The organism is Curtobacterium sp. MWU13-2055, from assembly GCF_023242305.1.
Taxonomy (GTDB): domain Bacteria; phylum Actinomycetota; class Actinomycetes; order Actinomycetales; family Microbacteriaceae; genus Curtobacterium.
In genome coordinates this window covers 40507-58975 of sequence record NZ_JALLIO010000002.1, presented here as the reverse complement: position 1 = coordinate 58975, position 18469 = coordinate 40507, and the positions used below count along the sequence as shown (strand labels likewise).

Annotated in this window: 21 protein-coding genes; 11 read left to right on the top strand and 10 right to left on the bottom strand. The window is 71.1% G+C overall.

Features of this window, described 5'->3' with window-relative positions:
- Positions 1–322: 322 nt before the first annotated feature.
- The 3 genes from M4960_RS04900 (at position 323) to M4960_RS04890 (ending at position 3214) form a co-directional block, all read left to right on the top strand.
- Complete coding sequence (locus tag M4960_RS04900) at positions 323–1846, top strand: MFS transporter (protein WP_123292076.1); 1524 nt, start codon at positions 323–325, stop codon at positions 1844–1846.
- 199 nt (positions 1847–2045) lie between these two features.
- On the top strand, positions 2046–2555 hold the full coding sequence (locus tag M4960_RS04895) for a flavin reductase family protein (RefSeq protein ID WP_111084301.1): 510 nt from the start codon (positions 2046–2048) through the stop codon (positions 2553–2555).
- A 44-nt stretch (positions 2556–2599) separates the two neighbouring features.
- Positions 2600–3214, top strand: coding sequence for a superoxide dismutase (locus M4960_RS04890; RefSeq protein WP_111084300.1), 615 nt, complete (start codon positions 2600–2602; stop codon positions 3212–3214).
- 84 nt (positions 3215–3298) lie between these two features.
- Here M4960_RS04890 and M4960_RS04885 read toward each other — a convergent pair whose 3' ends face one another.
- Entirely contained in the window at positions 3299–3874 is a 576-nt protein-coding gene (locus tag M4960_RS04885; protein ID WP_248703620.1) for a hypothetical protein, read from the bottom strand.
- 154 nt (positions 3875–4028) lie between these two features.
- Between M4960_RS04885 and M4960_RS04880 the strand changes: the two genes are divergently transcribed.
- On the top strand, positions 4029–5000 hold the full coding sequence (locus tag M4960_RS04880; RefSeq protein ID WP_248703619.1) for a carbohydrate kinase family protein: 972 nt from the start codon (positions 4029–4031) through the stop codon (positions 4998–5000).
- Between the two features lie 63 nt (positions 5001–5063).
- Here M4960_RS04880 and M4960_RS04875 read toward each other — a convergent pair whose 3' ends face one another.
- The 5 genes from M4960_RS04875 to upp form a co-directional block, all read right to left on the bottom strand.
- Positions 5064–6521 carry a serine hydrolase gene (locus tag M4960_RS04875; protein WP_248703618.1) on the bottom strand — a complete coding sequence of 486 codons (1458 nt, stop codon included), beginning with the start codon at positions 6519–6521 and terminating at the stop codon, positions 5064–5066.
- On the bottom strand, positions 6518–7867 hold the full coding sequence (locus tag M4960_RS04870) for a deoxyribodipyrimidine photo-lyase (RefSeq protein WP_248703617.1): 1350 nt from the start codon (positions 7865–7867) through the stop codon (positions 6518–6520). The genes M4960_RS04875 and M4960_RS04870 overlap by 4 nt, the downstream gene beginning before the upstream one ends.
- Positions 7864–8376, bottom strand: a complete 513-nt coding sequence (locus M4960_RS04865) for a MarR family winged helix-turn-helix transcriptional regulator (RefSeq protein WP_123338832.1) — start codon at positions 8374–8376, stop codon at positions 7864–7866. Before M4960_RS04865 ends, M4960_RS04870 begins: the two co-directional genes overlap by 4 nt.
- Before the next feature lie 278 nt (positions 8377–8654).
- A complete protein-coding gene (locus M4960_RS04860) occupies positions 8655–9425 on the bottom strand; it encodes a winged helix-turn-helix domain-containing protein (protein WP_123292081.1) in 771 nt (256 codons plus the stop codon).
- 497 nt (positions 9426–9922) lie between these two features.
- Positions 9923–10558 (bottom strand): uracil phosphoribosyltransferase, encoded by a 636-nt coding sequence (upp, locus tag M4960_RS04855; RefSeq protein ID WP_111084293.1) that lies wholly within the window; start codon positions 10556–10558, stop codon positions 9923–9925.
- A 76-nt stretch (positions 10559–10634) separates the two neighbouring features.
- On the opposite strand from upp, the gene M4960_RS04850 reads away from it, so the two are divergent.
- On the top strand, positions 10635–11066 hold the full coding sequence (locus M4960_RS04850) for a nucleoside deaminase (RefSeq protein WP_248703923.1): 432 nt from the start codon (positions 10635–10637) through the stop codon (positions 11064–11066).
- Positions 11067–11078: 12 nt separating this feature from the next.
- Here M4960_RS04850 and M4960_RS04845 read toward each other — a convergent pair whose 3' ends face one another.
- The gene (locus M4960_RS04845; RefSeq protein WP_194672211.1) at positions 11079–12035 is read right to left on the bottom strand and encodes a cation diffusion facilitator family transporter; all 957 of its coding nucleotides are present in this window, start codon (positions 12033–12035) and stop codon (positions 11079–11081) included.
- Between the two features lie 64 nt (positions 12036–12099).
- Here M4960_RS04845 and proC point away from each other — a divergent pair, with 64 nt between their 5' ends.
- Positions 12100–12930, top strand: coding sequence for a pyrroline-5-carboxylate reductase (gene proC, locus M4960_RS04840; protein WP_248703616.1), 831 nt, complete (start codon positions 12100–12102; stop codon positions 12928–12930).
- A 12-nt stretch (positions 12931–12942) separates the two neighbouring features.
- Here the strand turns inward: proC and M4960_RS04835 are convergent, their stop codons facing one another.
- Both M4960_RS04835 and M4960_RS04830 read right to left on the bottom strand, forming a co-directional pair.
- Positions 12943–13608, bottom strand: coding sequence for a TrkA family potassium uptake protein (locus M4960_RS04835; protein WP_111084290.1), 666 nt, complete (start codon positions 13606–13608; stop codon positions 12943–12945).
- Between the two features lie 22 nt (positions 13609–13630).
- Positions 13631–15064, bottom strand: a complete 1434-nt coding sequence (locus tag M4960_RS04830; RefSeq protein WP_248703615.1) for a TrkH family potassium uptake protein — start codon at positions 15062–15064, stop codon at positions 13631–13633.
- Positions 15065–15138: 74 nt separating this feature from the next.
- On the opposite strand from M4960_RS04830, the gene M4960_RS04825 reads away from it, so the two are divergent.
- The 5 genes from M4960_RS04825 to M4960_RS04805 all read left to right on the top strand — a co-directional run bounded on the left by M4960_RS04825 (position 15139) and on the right by M4960_RS04805 (position 16805).
- A complete protein-coding gene (locus tag M4960_RS04825) occupies positions 15139–15654 on the top strand; it encodes a helix-turn-helix transcriptional regulator (protein WP_123292085.1) in 516 nt (171 codons plus the stop codon).
- A gap of 100 nt (positions 15655–15754) precedes the next feature.
- Complete coding sequence (locus M4960_RS04820) at positions 15755–15949, top strand: helix-turn-helix domain-containing protein (protein ID WP_022902482.1); 195 nt, start codon at positions 15755–15757, stop codon at positions 15947–15949.
- A gap of 128 nt (positions 15950–16077) precedes the next feature.
- Positions 16078–16176, top strand: a complete 99-nt coding sequence (locus M4960_RS04815) for a 30S ribosomal protein bS22 (protein ID WP_003792170.1) — start codon at positions 16078–16080, stop codon at positions 16174–16176.
- An 84-nt stretch (positions 16177–16260) separates the two neighbouring features.
- The gene (locus M4960_RS04810) at positions 16261–16515 is read left to right on the top strand and encodes a glutaredoxin family protein (RefSeq protein ID WP_123338836.1); all 255 of its coding nucleotides are present in this window, start codon (positions 16261–16263) and stop codon (positions 16513–16515) included.
- On the top strand, positions 16512–16805 hold the full coding sequence (locus M4960_RS04805; protein ID WP_123292087.1) for a Dabb family protein: 294 nt from the start codon (positions 16512–16514) through the stop codon (positions 16803–16805). Before M4960_RS04810 ends, M4960_RS04805 begins: the two co-directional genes overlap by 4 nt.
- Before the next feature lie 160 nt (positions 16806–16965).
- Here M4960_RS04805 and aspS read toward each other — a convergent pair whose 3' ends face one another.
- Positions 16966–18306, bottom strand: coding sequence for an aspartate--tRNA(Asn) ligase (gene aspS, locus M4960_RS04800; protein ID WP_248703614.1), 1341 nt, complete (start codon positions 18304–18306; stop codon positions 16966–16968).
- Positions 18307–18469 lie beyond the last annotated feature (163 nt).

The window sequence follows — 18469 nt, the reverse complement described above, 5'->3', positions numbered from 1 at the left end:
ATCGGAACCCGGGCGGAGACCACGCGGCGTGTTGTGGAACCCCGGCACCGGAACCCCGGCACCGGAACCCCGGCACCGGACGCAGGTCGTGCCGCCGCCCCAGCCTCCCGCCCTGGGCGGGACCAGCCGTCGGACGGGAGGCCCGTGGCGAGCCCGCCACGGGCCTCCCGTCCGCTTGTTGGTTGCATTTGCAACCATCACCGTCCAGACGGTACACTGACGGAGTCCTGACGGGGCGCGTGTCCATCCCGCGTCCCGTCTCGTCTGCCCCACGCACCGCCCGCCGTCGACCAGGTCCGGCTCGAAGTCCCAGGAGTCCGCCGTGTCCGCACTGCTCACCAGTCCCATCGCCACCCGCGTCACCGGCAGCCGCGCCCGACGGTTCCTCGCGCTCGCCGTGCTGATGCTGCCGGTGCTGCTCATCTCGGTGGACAACACCGTGCTGAGCTTCGCGCTGCCGTCGATCAGCCGTGCGCTCAACCCGGACGCCACCACGCAGCTCTGGATCGTCGACGCGTACCCGCTCGTCCTGGCCGGGCTGCTCGTCGTGATGGGCAGCATCGGTGACCGCATCGGCCGCCGTCGGATCCTGGTGATCGGGGCCACCGGCTTCGCGCTGTTCTCCGTCGCCGCGGCCTTCGCGACCGACGCCTGGATGCTCGTCGCCGCCCGGATCGCGATGGGGGTGTTCGGCGCGATGCTCATGCCCGCGACACTCTCGATCATCCGCAACGTCTTCGTCGACGCGGGGGAGCGGCGGATGGCGCTGGCCGTCTGGTCGACCATGTTCGCGGCCGGCAACGCCCTCGGTCCGCTCGTCGGTGGCACGCTGCTCGCGCACTTCCACTGGGGCAGCGTCTTCCTGGTCGCGGTGCCGATCCTCGTGCTCATGCTCGTCGGCGTCCCGTTCTGCGTGCCGGAGTCGCGCGACCCGATGCCGGGGCCGGTCGACGTGCCGAGCATGTTCCTGTCCCTCGGCGCGCTGGCGCCGATCGCCTGGGCGATCAAGTCGTTCGTGCACCCGGAGGAGCGCGGGTTCGCGGTCGCGATGCTCGCCGTCGGCGTCGTGTGCGGTATCGCGTTCGTCCGCCGGCAGCTGCGGTCCCGCACGCCGATGCTCGACCTGCGCCTGTTCCGCAGCACGGCGTTCACCGGCAGCGTGCTCATGAACCTGATGGCGATGTTCTCGCTGACCGGCTTCCTGTTCTTCATCGCGCAGCACCTGCAGCTCGTGGCGGGGCTCGATCCGTTCGCCTCGGGCGTCGTGCTCATCCCCGGATCGGTGCTCACGATCGTCGCCGGCCTCGCGGTGGTGCCGGTCGTCGCCCGGGTCGCACCGCGCTGGGTCGTGTCGGTGTCCCTGCTGTTCTCCGCCGCGGCGTACGCCCTCGTGGCGGTCCTCGGACACCACGCGTCGATCGCGGCGCTGGCCTTCGCGTTCGTGCTGCTCGGCATCGGGATCGGCGCATCCGAGACCGTCACGAACGACCTCATCATCTCGACCGCTCCGGCGGACAAGGCCGGTGCCGCGTCGGCGATGTCCGAGACGGCGTACGAGATCGGTGCGGTCCTCGGCACGGCCGTCCTCGGCACGATCCTGGCGACCACCTACCGGGCACACGTCGTGGTGCCGGGCGGGCTGAGCTCGACGGCGCACACCGCTGCCCAGGAGACGCTCGGTGGTGCGGTGTCCGCCGCGTCGTCCCTCGGCGGCGGCGCCGGCCAGGCGCTCCTCGAGTCGGCACGGGCAGCGTTCGACTCCGGCGTGACGATCACGGCCGGCGTCGCCGCGGTGCTCATGGTGATCGCTGCCGCAGGCGCCGTCGTCATGCTCAAGCGTCGCTGACGCGCGTCGCTTCGTGAGCGGAAATGGTCGGGTTGCGCCACGCGACCCGACCATTTCTGCTCACGAAGCCATCGCCACGGCGCGCCCGGGAGCCGTCGAACCTGTGAATCGTTGACCTCAACCATGGTTCAGGTCATACGTTGGGACATGCCCGCCCAGTGACGGCACACCCCCGCGCGAAGGAACGACGACGAACACCATGCCCGACGAAGCCCCGGCGAACATCGCCGAAGCGTACAAGTCCGCGTTCCGCGGGCACCCGGCCGGCGTCGCCGTCATCACCGCCGAGGGACCGGACGGTCCGACCGGACTCACCGCCTCGAGCGTCGCGAGCGTGGCTGTGGACCCGCCGGTGCTCGTCTTCTCGCTGTCGACGAACTCCGGGTCCGCCGGGGTCGTGCTCGGCGCCCCGGTCTTCGTCGTGCACCTGGTCGACTCGCTCAGCGTGGCGCTCGCCCGGCGGTTCGCCTCGACCGGCAGCCCGACCGCGGACGACCCGATCTGGGGCACCCTGCCCTCGGGTGACCGCTACCTGCCCAGTGCCGCGAGCGCGCTCCGGTGCCGCCCGCTCTCCACGACCCCGATCGGCAGCTCGACCGTCGTCGTCGCCGAGGTCCTCGATATCGTCGTCGGCCTCGAGCACGGCGAGCCGCTGGTCTACCACAACCGGGAATTCCACTCCCTCACCGATCGTTCCCGGCTCTCGTGAGCCGCGGAATCCCATCCGCAACCCACTGATCGAAAGGACCTCACATGGCTGAGTACACCCTGCCGGAGCTGCCGTACGACTACGCCGCACTCGAGCCGCACATCAGCGGCAAGATCATGCAGCTGCACCACGACAAGCACCACCAGGCCTACGTGACCGGAGCGAACACCGCGCTGCAGCAGCTCGGTGAAGCGCGCGAGTCGGGCAACTTCGGTGCGATCAACAAGCTCGAGAAGGACCTGGCGTTCCACCTCGGTGGCCACGTCAACCACTCGATCTTCTGGACCAACCTCGGCCCGGACACGAAGGTCCCCGAGGGCGAGCTCGCCGCGGCGATCGACGAGTTCTTCGGCTCGTTCGACACCTTCAAGGCGCAGTTCGCCGCCGTCGCGAACGGCATCCAGGGCTCCGGCTGGGCCGTCCTGGCCTGGGACACCGTCGGCCAGAAGCTGACCACGTTCCAGCTGTTCGACCAGCAGGCCAACGTGCCGTTCGGCCTCGTGCCGATCTTCCTGCTCGACATGTGGGAGCACGCCTTCTACCTCGACTACCTCAACGTCAAGGCGGACTACGTGAAGGCCGTCTGGAACATCGTCGACTGGGAGAACGTCGCGGCTCGCTTCGCCAACGCGAAGTCGCAGTCGTTCGTGACGCTCTGATCCACCGACCGCGGGTCGCGTGACGCGACCGACGGACGAACGGGAGGCACGGTGCCAGCTGGCACCGTGCCTCCCGTTCGTGCATCACGCCGCGGTGACTGCCGCGCCGGCGGCGAGCCGGTCGGCGATCGCCCGGAGCACGGCGTCGGTGTCGGCGCGCTCGCGGTCGACGATCGCGGTCCACTGGGCACCGCGGGCAGTCGTCACGGCGTCGCGTGCGACGCGGTCGGCGGCCTCGGCGTCGTAGCCGTGTGCGAGGCACCACGAGGCGACCGCTGCCACGTGGTCCCGGTGCAGACCGCGTTGCCGGACCCGGCCGTCCATCGCCTCGATGGACCCGAGCTCGAAGGTGAGCCGGGCGGCGAGGGCTCGGTGCGGGTCGTCGAGGCGACCGAAGCTGGTCACCAAGTAGTCAGCGAGGGCGGAGCGGTCTGCAGCGGGATCGAGCGCAGCGTGGCAGACCGTGTCGGCCAGGTGCACGACGACCGAGTCGATGAGGGCGTCGCGGGAGCCGAAGTGGTAGACGATCGGGTACGCACTGGTGCCCAGGATGCGCCCGAGGCTGCGGACCGAGACGTCCTCGAGCTTGGTGTCCAGCAGGTGCAGGGTGACCTTCTCGAGGATCGCCGGCTTGAGCGTCGGGTCGGGCTTCCGGGGCATGGCATCTCCGTCGGATCGTCGGCGGCGGGCACAGGACCCGCCACATGGTGGCATTGCGTATGTTACCGGTCGGGCAGTGCGATTGGCCACCACGGCGAGGGTCCGTGCGGTCCCGAAAACGGAGCTTTACTCGGTTCCCCGTACACTGGGGCAGATGTCCATGCCGCAAGAGGCCTCCGTGCCCGTGTCGCAGCCCGAGGGGACCCGTGCCGGACGGGTGGTCGCGGGGCGCCGCCGGGGGGCCGGAAAACGCTTCCTGGTCGTCGGCGACGTCCTGGACGGCGTGCTCGTGCAGACGACCGCGCACACCATCGGGGTCCACGATCCCGCCGCCGTCATCCGCCACCGACCGACCGGTGCCGCCGGCAACACCGCCGCCTGGCTCGGCTGGCTCGGCGCCGAGGTCGACCTGGTCGCGCGGGTGGGTGTCGACGACGTCTACCGGCACGAGCGGTCGCTGGAGGACGCCGGTGTCCGCCCGCACCTGCGGTACGACGCGATGACCTCGACCGGGGTCGTGGTGTCGGTGCGCAACGACAGCGGCCGCACGGCGATGTCCGACCCGGCCGCGAGCGGGAAGCTCACGGCTGCCGACGTCCCCGAGGCCGTGGCCCGACGCGCGGACATCGTGCACCTGACCGGGCACGCGATGCTCGGTGGCGGCGCCGACCGCATCGCATCGCTGGTCGCACGCGCCCGGACCGGGTCGGCCCGGGTGTCGCTCGACCCGTCCTCGGCGGCCATCGTCCGGTCGGTCGGAGCTCCTGCCTTCCTCGAGGCCCTCGTCGGCGTCGACGTCCTCTTCCCCGGCCGGCAGGAGGCCCTCGAACTGACCGGGACGACCGACCTCGACGACGCGGTGCGGCGACTGACCGAGCACGTGCCGCTCGTGGTGGTCACGGTGGGCGCCGACGGCGTGCTGGTGGGGCGACGCGGACGGAGCGTGCACCGCGTCCCCGCGACGCCGGCCACGGTCGTCGACACCGTCGGCGCCGGTGACGCGTTCTCCGCGGGCTTCGTGCGTGCCTGGGCGACCGATCCCGTGCGCGTCGGAGCGGCTGCACGTGAGGGCACGCGCGTCGCGGCCCGAGCACTCGGGTTCGTGGGGGGTCGCCCACCGGTGTGACGGGCAGTCGTCAGACCGGTACCGACACGGACCTGGCCGGCCCGTCGCGTGCGGTCCGGTGTGTCAGTGCTCGGCGGGCTCCGCCACGACGGTGAGGGTCTGGACGCGTCCTGCCGCGCCAGGGGCGAGCCGGATCTCGACGCGCAGGCGCCCGCAGGTGCCGGGCAGCCACCACCGCAGGTGCGACGGCGCCGACGACTGCTCGGCGACGGGAGCGGCGGTCAGGTCGGCACCCACCTCGGCCACCGCCGCCGCGATCGCCCGCCGGCGTCGGTCGTAGGGGTCGTCCATCGCCACGTTCGGCGTGCAGACCGCGTCCGCCACGGCGTCCTGCCAGTCGGCCAGGAGGCCCGTCACGGCAGCCTGCGCCGCTCGCGTCGCCCGGACGGTCGGCTCGGCGCCGGGGCGGCGCACCGGTCCGGTCGTCGTGTCGGCGTACCCGCCGGACGCCGCCGGACGCGCTGCCTCGAGCAGGAGGTCGTGTGCCTGCTGGGCAGCGGCGGAGACCTTCGCCTGCGTGGCGTTCTCGAACGCGACGACACCGAGGCCGGTCTGCGCGGACCAGCGCATGTGCGCCGAGAACCCCGGGTAGCCGCCGGAGTGCGAGACGAGTTCGCCGAACCGGTCGTCCTGTTCGACGAACAGCCCGAAGCCGTACGCCGTGGCGCGTGACGAGCCGGGGACGACGGACGACGGCACGACCCGCATCGCCTGCTGCATGAGCCGGCGGTCGGCGGGGGAGACCGGGCCGGGTTCCGGGGCGTCGGAGGATGCCGACCCGAGGTGCGTCGCCCACCGTGCGAGGTCGCGGACGGTGGAGAACAGTCCGCCGATCGACGAGAACGCACCCGGGCCGGTCATCGGCAGGGGCTCCCAGTCGCCGTCGTGCGGGCGGAACCCGGTGACGACCGGTCCCTGCGCCTCGGCCGCGCTGAACACCGTGTGGTCGAGACCGAGCGGTCGGAGCACGGTGTCACGTGCTGCCTGGGTGAACGGACGGCCGGTGACGACGGCGACGACCCGCCCGAGCAGGGCGTAGCCCAGGTTCGAGTACGCGAACCGGGTGCCGGGCACCGAGTCGAACAACAGCCCGCCGCGCAGGACGTCGTCGAGCTCGGCGTCGCTGATCGACTCCTGCCGGTCCGCCCAGGGGTCGTCGGTGGGGAAGCCGGCCGACATGGTCAGCAGCATCCGCACGGTCGGCACGGGGGAGTCCGGTGTGGGCAGGGGCACCGCGCCGAACGCCGGGACGAACGCGGTGATCGGCGCGTCGAGGTCCAGTCGGCCGTCGGACACCAGCGTCAGCAGTGTCGCCGCGGTGATGCTCTTCGTGCACGACGCGATCCGGTAGACGGTGTCGGCGTCCGGCCGCTGCCCGTCGCCGCGGTCGCCGTGGCCCCCGGAAGTGACGAGACCCGTCCGGTCGAACACACCCCACGCACTGCTCGGCGCGACGCCACGGTCGACACGGTCACGGAAGAGCGCGTCGACCTGCGCGACGGCGGCGTCCCACGGACTCATGACCGACGCATCTCGGCGTACGCGTCGAGGGCGCGCTGCCGGGTCGCCTTGAGGTCGACCATCGGCTCGGGCCGGAGCTCCTCCGACGGCACCCACCGGTGTACGTACTCGCGGTGCGGGTCGAAGCGCTCGAGCTGCCGGTCGGGGTTGAACACCCGGAAGTACGGCGCCGCGTCGAAGCCCGACCCGGCGACCCACTGCCAGTTCGCGGCGTTGTTGGCGGAGTCGGCGTCGACGAGGGTGTCCCAGAACCACTGCTCACCCACCCGCCAGTCGACGAGCAGGTTCTTGACGAGGAAGCTCGCGGTCGCCAACCGGACACGGTTGTGCATGGCGCCGGAGTGCCACAGCTCGCGCATGCCGGCGTCGACGAGGTCGAACCCGGTCGTCCCGGTGCGCCACCGGTCGACCTCGGCATCGGGGGCGTCCCGCCACGGGAACGCGTCGAACTCACGACGCACGTTCACCGTCGTGATGTCCTCGCAGTGGAAGTACTCGTTCCAGTTGAACTCGCGCCAGGCCAGCTGCCGCAGGAAGGCCGAGGCGTTCTGGCGCTGCTCGGGCTCGAGCGCTCCGTGCAGCCGGTGCCACACCTGGTACGGGCTGACCTCGCCCCAGCGCAGGTGCGGGGACAGGTCGCTCGTGGCGGCCATGGCGGGTTCGTCGCGTTGGTCGTAGTCCTCGAGCGCATGGGTGACGAAGTGCTCGAGCCGCTGGTGTGCGCCGTGCTCGCCGGGCTCCCAGGCATCGCGGAGTCCGCCGGCCCAGTCGGGGCGGGTCGGCAGGAGGTCCCACTGGCTCAGGTCGTCGCTCTCGACGCGGGCCGGGGCGGGCAGGTCGCGCGGCTTCGGGAGCGGGTGCCGTGGTTCCGGCATCGCCTGGGCAGCGCGCCAGAACGGGGTGAACACCTTGTACGGCTCGCCCTGTCCGGTGCGGACGGTCCACGGTTCCCAGAGCAGGCTCGCCGCGAAGCTGTGCGCCTCGATGCCGCGCTCGTGCAGGGCGCTCTTGATGCCGGCGTCGACCTCGCGCTCGGCCGGACCGTACCGACGGTTCCAGAACACGGCGTCGGCACCGGTGTCGGCGACGAGGGTGTCGATCACCGCGGCGGCCGCACCCCGTCGCAGCACCAGCCGCGAGTCACGGTCACGCAGTTCGCCGTCCAGTGCGGTGAGCGAGTGGTGGAGCCACCAACGGCTCGCCGCGCCCGCGGGACGGATGCCGGGGGATTCGTCGTCGAGGACGTAGACCACCGTGACGTCGCCGCCGTGGTCGATCGCGGCACGCAGCGCAGGGTTGTCGGCCAGCCGCAGGTCGTCGCGGAGCCAGACCAGTGCGCCGGTCACACCGCTGCCGGGTCCGACTCGGAGACCGACCGCGCGACGGCCCGTCGGCCCGGGGCGGTGCCGACCGCGAGGCGCAGCTTCGTGCAGAGCTCGGTGAGCGTGCGGAGTTCGGCGTCGGACAGTCCGGCGCCGACCTGCTGCGCGATGCTCGCCGCGTGCTGCACGGCCACCTGGCGGTAGACGTCGAACCCGTGCGGGGTGAGTGCCACGATGACGCCGCGGGCATCGGACGGATCCGGCTGCTTCTCGACGATCCCGCGGGCGAGCAGGCGATCGACCAGGCGACTCACGCTCGGCTGGGTGAGGAGCAGGTGGCCGGTGAGGTCACGCATGCGGCAGCGTCGACCGGGCTGCGTCGACAGGTTGAAGCAGACGTCGTACTCGTTGAAGGAGATCTCGCCGCCGGGGAAGTCCGCGTTGAGGCTCCGCATCACGGTGACCTGGGCGCGGAACAGTGATTCCCAGGCAGCGACGGCGGTCGCCTTCTCGCTGCGGCGTGACTCGCTCACGATGGCGCTCCCCTCTGGTCGGACGGTCCGTCAACACTACCGACGGCCCCCGACAGGCGCGGGTTCGACATGCACGCGCTCGGACATGCACGAGGGCCGGCCGCTCTTCCGAGCGACCGGCCCTCTCCCTTGCACCAAGAGTTTCCTGCAATCACATTCCGCAGGCGGTGCCACAGCAAACACCGTCTGCACCACCGACTGTATAACGAAGCGGTAACGGCGCGCTAGCCTCCGCGTGCGTCGTTCGCTGCGAGTTCACCAAGAGCGGCCGATCAGGATCAGAAGAGGTCGGGCGACGGCGTCGAGGCGTAGCGCACGGCCACGTCGGCGTGCCGGTCGAACCGGTAGCCCACGCCGCGGACGGTGCGGACGATCTCCTCGAACGCGCCGAGCTTGGAGCGGAGCCGGCGCACGTGCACGTCGATGGTGCGCTCGTTCGGGGTCTCGTCCTCGCCGTCGGACCACAGGCCGTCGATGATGGCCGAGCGGTCCACCGTCTGGCCCTCGCGCAGCACCAGGAACTGCAGGAGTTCGAACTCCTTGTAGGTCAGGGGGGCTGCGTCGCCGTCGAGCGTGACGCGCTTGCGGGAGATGTCGATGACGACCCCGGTCTCCTCCGGCTCGGGCTTCTCGGCCTGCTTGCGGGCGGCGACCGCGGACCGGTCCTGCAGGGCCAGGCGGACGACGTCGACGTCACGGCCACCGGACTGCTCCGCGGCGACGGCGACGGCCGCGTAGGTCTCCGAGTTCGGCACCAGCTGCGCGGTCAGTGCCTTCAGCTGCTCGACGACGGCTGCGAGCGTCGTGCCGGCCGCCGCCGCCTTCGCCTCGTCGATCCCGACGTAGAGCGCGAAGCCACGGGCCTCGGTGCCCTCGGGCAGGGAGCGGTTGCGCTGCGGTGCGACGACCGGGCTGGTCGGCACGCTCGTCTGCCCGGTCGTGGCCGGTGTCGCGGGACGCGGACGGATCGGGGTGACCGTCCCGAGGTCGGTCGGCGCCGGAGCGGCGGTGCGGAGCGCGGTGCGGGGCTGGGCGATGGTGAGCGACATGGTGGTTCTCCGGGCGATGTGGCCGGTGCGCGTGTGGCGCTGGCGGCGGTGTCGAATGCGTCGACCCGGGTACGGCTGGATGCCGATGTGCCCTGCGGTCCTGCTGCGGACCGGGGCGGACCCGGGGGAACGGGAGACAGACCTCGTGACGTGGTGCGCGTCGCCGACGGTGTCCGTCACCCGGGGATCACACGCTCGCGACCGGGGTGGTGTCGCGGGGGATCCGGCTGGAACGGGTGCCGATCAGGCACACATTCGACAACGCATGACGGCGACCGGCATCATCATGCCGGCAGTCCCCTGGACCTCGGAGAGGACGCGGGTGGACACGGTTGCAGTCATGGGACGAGTATCGGCGGTATACCAAGGTGGTGTCAACCGTCCGAGCAGACGGTGCGTTCCGCGCACCGGTCGCGGTGGACCGGGCTGACGGACGACGGGAGGCCCGTGGCGGTGTCGCCACGGGCCTCCCGTCGATCGTCGGTGACGTCGACTGCCTACTCGGCCAGACCGTAGAGGCGGTCGCCGGCGTCGCCGAGACCGGGGACGATGTACCCGTTCTCGTCGAGCTTCTCGTCGAGGGCACCGAGGACGATCGAGACGTTGCGGTCGCCGACGGCCTCTTCGACCATGGCGAGCCCCTCCGGCGCACCGAGGATGCACACGCAGGTGATCTCCTCGGCACCGCGGGCGAACAGGAAGTCGATGGCAGCGGCGAGGGTCCCGCCGGTGGCCAGCATCGGGTCGAGCACGAAGCACTGACGGCCGGACAGGTCGTCGGGCAGGCGCTCGGCGTAGGTCTGCGGCTCGAGCGTCTCCTCGTTGCGGGCCATGCCGAGGAACCCGACCTCGGCCGTCGGCACGAGCTTGACCATCCCTTCGAGCATGCCGAGGCCGGCACGCAGGATCGGGACGACGAGCGGACGCGGCTTGGCGATCGAGACGCCCATGGTGTGCGCCACGGGGGTGTCGATGGGCGTCGCGGTGACCCGGACGTTCCGCGTGGCCTCGTACGCGAGGAGCGTGACGAGCTCTTCGGTCAGGGCGCGGAACGTGGGGGAGGGTGTGGTCCGGTCGCGGAGCACCGAGAGCTTGTGGGTGATGAGCGGGTGGTCGGCGACGTGGACTCGCATAGGGTCGAGCCTACCGTGCTGCCGACCACCTGGAGGTCCCGTGGAAGCGCCCGCTGCCCGTCCGTTCGTCCCGGCGATGGAGCGCGCGCTCGACGAGGCCCGGGCCTGCCTGGCGACCGGCGACGTGCCCGTGGGCGCGGTGGTGCTCGACCGCGACGGCTTCGTCGTCGCCGTCGGCCGGAACGAGCGCGAGGCGCTGCAGGACCCGACCGCCCACGCCGAGGTGCTCGCGCTCCGCGCGGCCGCCGCGGTCACGGGGGACTGGCACCTCGACGAGCACACGCTCGTCGTGACCCTCGAACCGTGCCCGATGTGCGCCGGGGCGATCCTGGCCGCACGCGTGCCGCGGGTCGTGTTCGGCGCCTGGGACCCGAAGGCGGGCGCGACCGGCAGCGTCTACGACATCGCCAGGGACCGTCGGCTGCCGCACCGCTCCGAGGTCGTCGGCGGCGTGCTCGAACGCGAGTGCGCCGCGCTGCTCGACGCGTTCTTCGCCGGGCGGCGCTGAGCCGGGCGGCGCTCAGTCAGCGGTGAGGATGACGATCGCCTCGGTCGGCGGGCGCGGACCGGTGCGGAGCACGTCGGGCTCGACGTAGATGACCCGGGCGATCGGCACCGCGGAGCGCACCCGCTGCTCGACCGTGTCGATGCCCGCGGCGACGTCCCCCAGGCGGCGGTCGCCGTCGACGGCGACCTTCACGCCGACCATCAGCTCGTCCGGACCCAGGTACAGGGTCTTGATGTGGATGATCGAGTCGACCTCCGGGCCGTCGAGCACCGCGTGCTTGATCCGCTCGACGTCGGCGGCGGTCGCGCCTTCCCCGACGAGGAGGCTCTTCGTCTCGATGCCCAGGACGACCGCGACGGCGATGAGCAGGGCAGCGATGAAGATCGTGCCGATCGCGTCGAAGACGCCGTTGCCGGTGATCGCGGTCAGCCCGACGCCGAAGAGTGCGAACACCAGGCCGAGCAGTGCCGCGGTGTCCTCGAGCATGACGACGGGCAGCTCCGGAGCCTTGGCACGGCGGACGAACTGGACCCAGCTGAGCGTGCCCTTCTGCGGGCGGGCCTCCTTCAGCGCGGTGCGGAGCGAGAAGCCCTCGAGCCCGATCGCGATGACGAGCACGACGAGCGGCAGCCACCAGTTCTCGAGCGGGTGCGGGTGGGCGAGCTTCTCGATGCCCTCGTAGAGCGAGAAGACGCCGCCGACGGAGAACAGGATGATCGAGACGACGAAGGCGTAGACGTAGCGCTCGCGGCCGTAGCCGAACGGGTGCTCCTCGTCGGCAGCGCGGCGCGCCCGGCGACCACCGAGCAGCAGGAGGAGCTGGTTCGCGGAGTCGGCCAGGGAGTGCACGCCCTCGGCCAGCATCGACGCGGACCCGCTGATCGCCGCCGCGACGAACTTCACGATCGCGATGCCGACGTTAGCACCGAGTGCGGCGAGGATCGCCTTCGTGCCTCCTGAAGCGCTCACAGCTGTCCCCTTCTCCCGATCTGGAAGACGATCCTAGGCGAGGCCGGTCGGTAGGGTCGGGAGCATGACGATCGACCTGCCCCGTACCGCCCTGCTCGGCGTCGGCTCCATGTCCGGCTCGGTCCTCGACGGCCTGCTCGCCGCCGGACTCGACCCGGCGACCGTGACCCTCACGACGAAGTCCGAGGCGTCGGCGGCCGCCCACCGGGAGCGCGGGCTCGACGCCACCGCGAGCGACACCGACCCCGACGCGAACCGCGCGGCCGTCCGTGGCGCGGCACTCGTCGTCGTCGGTGTGAAGCCGTACGTGATCGCGGACCTGCTCGACGAGGTCGCCGCCGACCTGGAGCCCGGTGCGGTGCTGGTCAGCGTGGCGGTCGGCACCACCACCGCGAGCATGGAGGCGCGGGTGCCGGCCGGGGTCCGGGTCGTCCGGGCGCTGCCGAACACGCCGATCGGCGTCGGCCACGGCGTCACCGGGATCAGCGCCGGGGCGTCGGCGGACGCCGAGGCCGTCGCGCTCGCGTCGTCGGTGTTCACGGCGTCAGGACGGGTGCTCGAGGTGCCCGAGGCGCAGCTCGACGCCCTGTCGGCGGTGTCCGGCTCGGGCCCGGCCTACGTCTTCCTGCTCGTCGAGGAGTGGCAGCGTGCCGCCGAGGCGCTCGGCTTCACCCCGGAGCAGGCGGCCGCGATGGTGCAGGGCACGCTCCGGGGTGCCGTCGAGCTGCTCGAGCGGTCGGATCGCGGACCCGCAGACCTGCGGCGTGCCGTCACGAGCCCGAAGGGCACCACCGAGCGGGCCGTCGCGGTGCTGCAGGACGCCGACCTCGCTGACACGTTCCTGCGCGCGTCGCGCGCGGCGATCGCGCGTGCGGAGGAGATCGCGGCGTCGTAGACGCGTCCGGGACTACTCGTAGGCGGCGAAGCGCTCCAGGTCCGTCTCGGAACCCGAGACGATGATCACGTCGTTCTCGCCGATGATGCTCTCCGGGGTCGCCGGCACGAACGGGCTGCCCGGCGGCTTGATGCCGAGCACCGTCAGGCCGAACCGCGTGCGGATCACCGTGGTCGCGAGGTCCTTGCCGCGCACCGCCCGCGGCGGGAACATCTTCACCACCGCGAAGTCGTCGTCGAACTCGATGAAGTCGAGCATGCGTCCGGACACCAGGTGCGCCGTGCGCTCACCGGCCTCGCGCTCCGGGTAGACGACGTGGTTCGCGCCGATGCGGGACAGGATCGTGCCGTGCGACCGGCTGATGGCCTTCGCCCAGATCTGCGGGATGCCGAGGTCGACCAGGTTCGCGGTGATCAGCACGCTCGACTCCAGGTCGCTGCCCGTGCCGACGACCGCGATCGCGAAGTCCTGCGCACCGATCTGGCGCAGGGCGTCGATGTCCGTCGCGTCGGCCTGCACGGCGTGCGTGACCCGGTCGGACCACTTCTGCACCAGGCCCGGGTCGGTGTCGACGACCAGCACCTCGCGGTCCTGCCGTTCGAGCTGACCGGCGGTGGCGGCGCCGAACCGGCCGAGGCCGATGACGAGCACGGGTGCGTCGTGACTGATCGCACCCATCGGGTGCGGGGGACGGGTTCGGTCAGCCAACGATCGGCCTCTCCTCGGGACGGCGGAACAGTTGCCGGCTCTGACTCGCGGCCAGGGCTGCGGCGATGGTCACTGTACCGACCCGGCCGAGGAACATGGTGGCGGCCAGGACGTACTTGCCGGACTCGGGCAGGTTCGCGGAGACACCCGAGGACAGCCCACTGGTGGAGAACGCCGAGATCACCTCGAACAGGACACGGTCGAGCGAATCGTCCGTGATCTGCAGGAGCACCACGGTCGCGACGGCCACGATCGTCGCCCCCCAGAGCACGATGGCGACCGCGACCCGCAGCACGTCGCTCGGGATGCGGCGGCCGAACGCCTCCATGCTCTGCCGGCCCCGGGCCTCGGCGACCGCGGCGAGGAACAGCACGGCGAGCGTCGTGACCTTGATGCCGCCGGCGGTCGAGGCCGACCCGCCGCCGATGAACATGAGCATGTCGGTGACGAGCAGGCTCGAGCCGTTCAGCTGGTCGAAGTCGACGAGCGAGAAGCCACCGGACCGGGTCATCGTCGACAGGAAGAGGGCCTGGAACGCGGTCCGGCCGGCCCCTTCCTCGCCGAAGGTCGTCGGGTTCGACGCCTCGAGCGCGGTGTAGACGATCGCACCGCCGATGAGCAGGACGGCGCTCGTGGCCAGCGTGAGCTTGACGTGGATGGGCCAGCGGCGCGGCGTGCGGAGCTGCTTCGTCAGGGTGCGGATGACCGGGAACCCGATCGACCCCGCGACGACACCGATCATCAGGAGCGTCAGGAACCAGTAGTCGTGGGCGAACGGGTCGAGGCCGTCCGCGTTCGGTGAGAAGCCGGTGTTCGTGAACGCCATGGCGGCGTAGTAGAAGGAGTCACCGACCGCGGTCCAGAACGGGATGCCGGCGATCAGCACGGACGGCAGCAGCAGCAAGCCGAGGACGATCTCGATCGACAGGGTGCTCACCGCGACCGTGGCGAGCAGGGTGCCGACCTCGCCGAGGCGGACGGCCTGCCCCTCGGGGACCGCCCCGTGGTGGGTGCGGAGCGGGTTCGAGTCGCCAGCGGCCATCAGCTTCGCGCGGAGCCCGAGCTTGCGGGTCACGAAGAGCCCGAGGATCGACGCGAAGGTCAGGACGCCCACCGCACCGATCTGCGTCCCGATCACCACGAGGACCTTGCCGAACACCGACCAGTGCGTGGCCATGTCGACGGTCGCGAGGCCCGTGACGCAGACCACCGACGCCGCCGTGAACAGCGCGTCGGAGAAGTGCGTGCCGGTCCCGTCGGCCGCAGCCCACGGGGTCATGAACAGCGCTGTGAACACGAAGATGAGGGCGACGAACACCAGGATCGCCAGACGTGACGGCGACGAGCGCAGGACCGTCGCGATCCGTCCGCCGCGTCGTCGGGTGACGGTCACGTGCCGCGGGAGCGGCTCGGTACGGTCGAGCATCGTATGCCTCCGAGGACATGGGCCGGGACGGTTCGTCATGGTACATCCGTGGTGCCCCGGCTAGCCTTGCCCGCATGGCCGACATCTTCTCCGTCGTGGCGGACCCCACGAGGCGCGAGCTGCTCGGGACCCTCCTCGCCGCGTACGGATCGGACGTCACCGGCGGGGAACTCAGCGTCGGGCAACTGGTCGAACGACTGGGCGTCAGCCAGCCGACGGTGTCGAAGCACCTCCGGGTCCTGCGCGACATCGGACTCGTCACCAGCCGTGAAGAAGGGCAGCACCGCTTCTACCGGCTCGACCCGGAACCGCTCGTGTCGCTGGAGGACTGGGTCCTGCCGTTCACCGGCGCGGTCGACGCCGACGGCATGCCCGCGACCACGGCCTGGACCCCCGACGGTCAGCCCGTGTCCGTCCGCCGCAACGGTGCTGCCGGCAAGACCACCGTCGAGGTCGGGACTGAGCTCGGGCGTGTCATGGCCGAGGCGTCCTACCGGGCCACCGCGGCGATCTCCGGTGCGCAGCAGGGCTGGGAGCGTGTCGTCGACCGCAGCCGCAAGCGCTTCACCCGCCGCGGCGACGAAGACTGAGCCTGGACACTGGGTCGCACGCGCCTCTACAGTTGCCAGTGACCACACAGGTCACACCAAACCCGTGCGCGGATCGCGTGCGAGCCACCGAAGGCGGATCATGACCGGCAGTTTCGACGACGTGCGCTTCCTCACCGTCGCTGAGGTCGCCGAGATGATGCGTGTCTCGAAGATGACCGTGTACCGCATGGTCCACGCCGGTGAGCTCCCCGCCATCCGTTTCGGCCGGTCCTTCCGTGTCCCCGAGTCAGCCGTCGCCGACGTGCTGCGCGGCGGCATCGCAGACGTCGGCTGAGCGCACACCCGTCCGTTCCGGGCGCGTTCGACATCGCGTCAGCCCTCCGGTAGACTCGGCCGGGTTGATTTTCCGCGGTCTCGACGGCCCGGTGTCCGATACATCAGCACAGTCCGAGCGAGGTCCACATGGGTTCTGTCATCAAGAAGCGTCGCAAGCGCATGGCGAAGAAGAAGCACCGCAAGCTGCTTCGCAAGACGCGCCACCAGCGTCGCAACAAGAAGTAGGCCCCGAGCCTGCAGCGTCAAGCCCCGGTTCGCCGGGGCTTTCGCATTCCCCAGGGGACGCGGACCGCGGGCTACGCTGGAGCCATGCCCGCAGTGACGTTCCTGACGAAGCCCGGATGCCACCTCTGCGACGACGCACGGCCCGTGGTCGAACGCGTCGTCGCCGAACACCCCGGCGTGACACTGCAGGAACGCTCGATCCTCGACGACGACGCCCTCCGCCAGGAGTACGCGGAGGACATCCCCGTCGTGCTGGTCGACGGGCGCGTCCACAGCAACTGGCACGTCGACGCCGACCGGCTCGCACGTGCCCTCGAGAAGGCCGGTTCCCCCGCATGATCTCCCACGTCGTCGCCTGGACCCTGCGCGAAGACCTCGACCGCGCCGCGACCATCGCCCGGATCCGCGAACTCCTGACCGGCCTGACCGGCACCATCGGGTCGATCCGTTCGCTCGAGGTCGTCGAGAACGTCGCCTACCCGGAGAAGAACAGCGACGTCGCCGTCGTCGCATCGTTCGACGACCTCGCCGGACTCGACGAGTACCAGGTGCACCCGGACCACCAGGCTGCCGCAGCCGAGATCCGTGGACTGGTCACGGGGCGGGCTGCCATCGACTGGCAGAGCTGAGCCGGGCGTCCCGTCCCGCCCCCGGCGCTGCGTGCGCTGTGGCGCTTCGTGAGCAGAAATGGTCGCCTCCCGCATCGGGAGGCGACCATTCCTGTTCACCATGTGCGCTCGCGCGGGGCGCCGCGCGACGTGCGCTCGCGCGGGGCGGCGCGCGATGTGACTACGGGGTCAGGCGCGTCGGTCCACGGAAGAGGTACGTGACCTCGCGGATGGACGGCTCACCCAACATGAGCATGAGCACGCGCGCAAGGCCCATGCCGAACCCACCGTGCGGCGGCACGCCGTAGCGGAAGAAGTCGAGGTACCAGCCGATCTCCTCGGGGTCGAGGCCCTTCTCGACGGCCTGCGCCTCGAGCACGTCGACGCGGTGCTCGCGCTGCGCGCCCGTGGAGATCTCCGCGCCGTTGAAGATGAGGTCGTAGCTGTTCGTGAGCGACGGGTCGCCGGGCTTCCGCATGTGGTAGTACGGCCGGATCGAGGCGTCGTACTCGGTGACGAACACGAACTCCGAACCGTGGTGCTCCTTCGCCCAGGCGGCGACGCGGCGCTCGCCCTCGGGGTCCAGGTCGCCGTCGGCGCGGACGACGTCGTGTCCGCTGTCGGCCACGATCTTCCGGGCCTCGGCCAGGGTCACGCGGGGGAACGGCGTCGCGGGGACCTGCAGCTCGAAGCCGAAGACCTCCTCGACGTCCTTGCCGTACTTCTCCTTGACCGCGGTGATGCCGGCGACCAGGACTTCTTCGTGCATCGCCATGACGTCTTCGTGGGACTCGATCCACGAGAACTCGGCGTCGACGCTCGTGAACTCGGTCGCGTGGCGGCTCGTGAAGGAGGGGTCCGCGCGGAACGCGTCGGCGATCTCGAACACGGCACCGAAGCCGGCCGGCTGGGCCATCTGCTTGAAGTTCTGCGGCGACTGCGCCAGGTAGGCGGTCGTCTCGAAGTACTCGAGCTGGAAGAGTTCGGCGCGCGACTCGGACGCCGACGCCATCAGCTTCGGGGTGTGGATCTCGATGTAGTCGCGGTCCACCCAGTAGGTGCGGAACGCGTGCTCCAGGGTCGTCTGGATGCGGAAGATGAGGTTCTGCTTGCGGTTGCGCAGGTCGAGGAAGCGCCAGTCGAGCCGCTTGTCGAGCGACGAGTCGTCGGCGATCGGGGTCTCCGGGATCGCGGCGCTCACCACCTCGAGCGTGCCGACCTTGACCTCGAGCCCGCCGAGCTTGACGCGCTCGTCGTGCTTCAGGGTGCCGGTGGCGTGGATGAAGGTGCCGTGGGCGAGGGCCGAGATCTCGGTGGTGGTGGCGAGCGCGGCTTGGGCGGCGTCGTCACCGTCCTCGGCCTCGCGCGTGGCGGGGTTCACGAGCTGGACGGCGCCGGATTCGTCGCGGAGGACGACGAACTGCACCTTCTTCTGGTCTCGGACGGTCTCGACCCATCCGGCCACGGAGACGGGGCCGTCGGGGAGGGCAGCGAGGTCGGCGATGCGGGTGCGTTCGATCACGGTGGTCGAGTCTAACCGTCTGCGTCCGGCGGCGTCGGTCCGCAGGGTGTTCCTCTCCACAGGGCGGATCGCTTCCGGCGTCGTCCACAGGTCTGACCGGGAGGCCCGTGGGGCGTCGAGTGGCTCCGTAGCGTTCTCGACGTGGCCGGGTCGCGAGACGAGA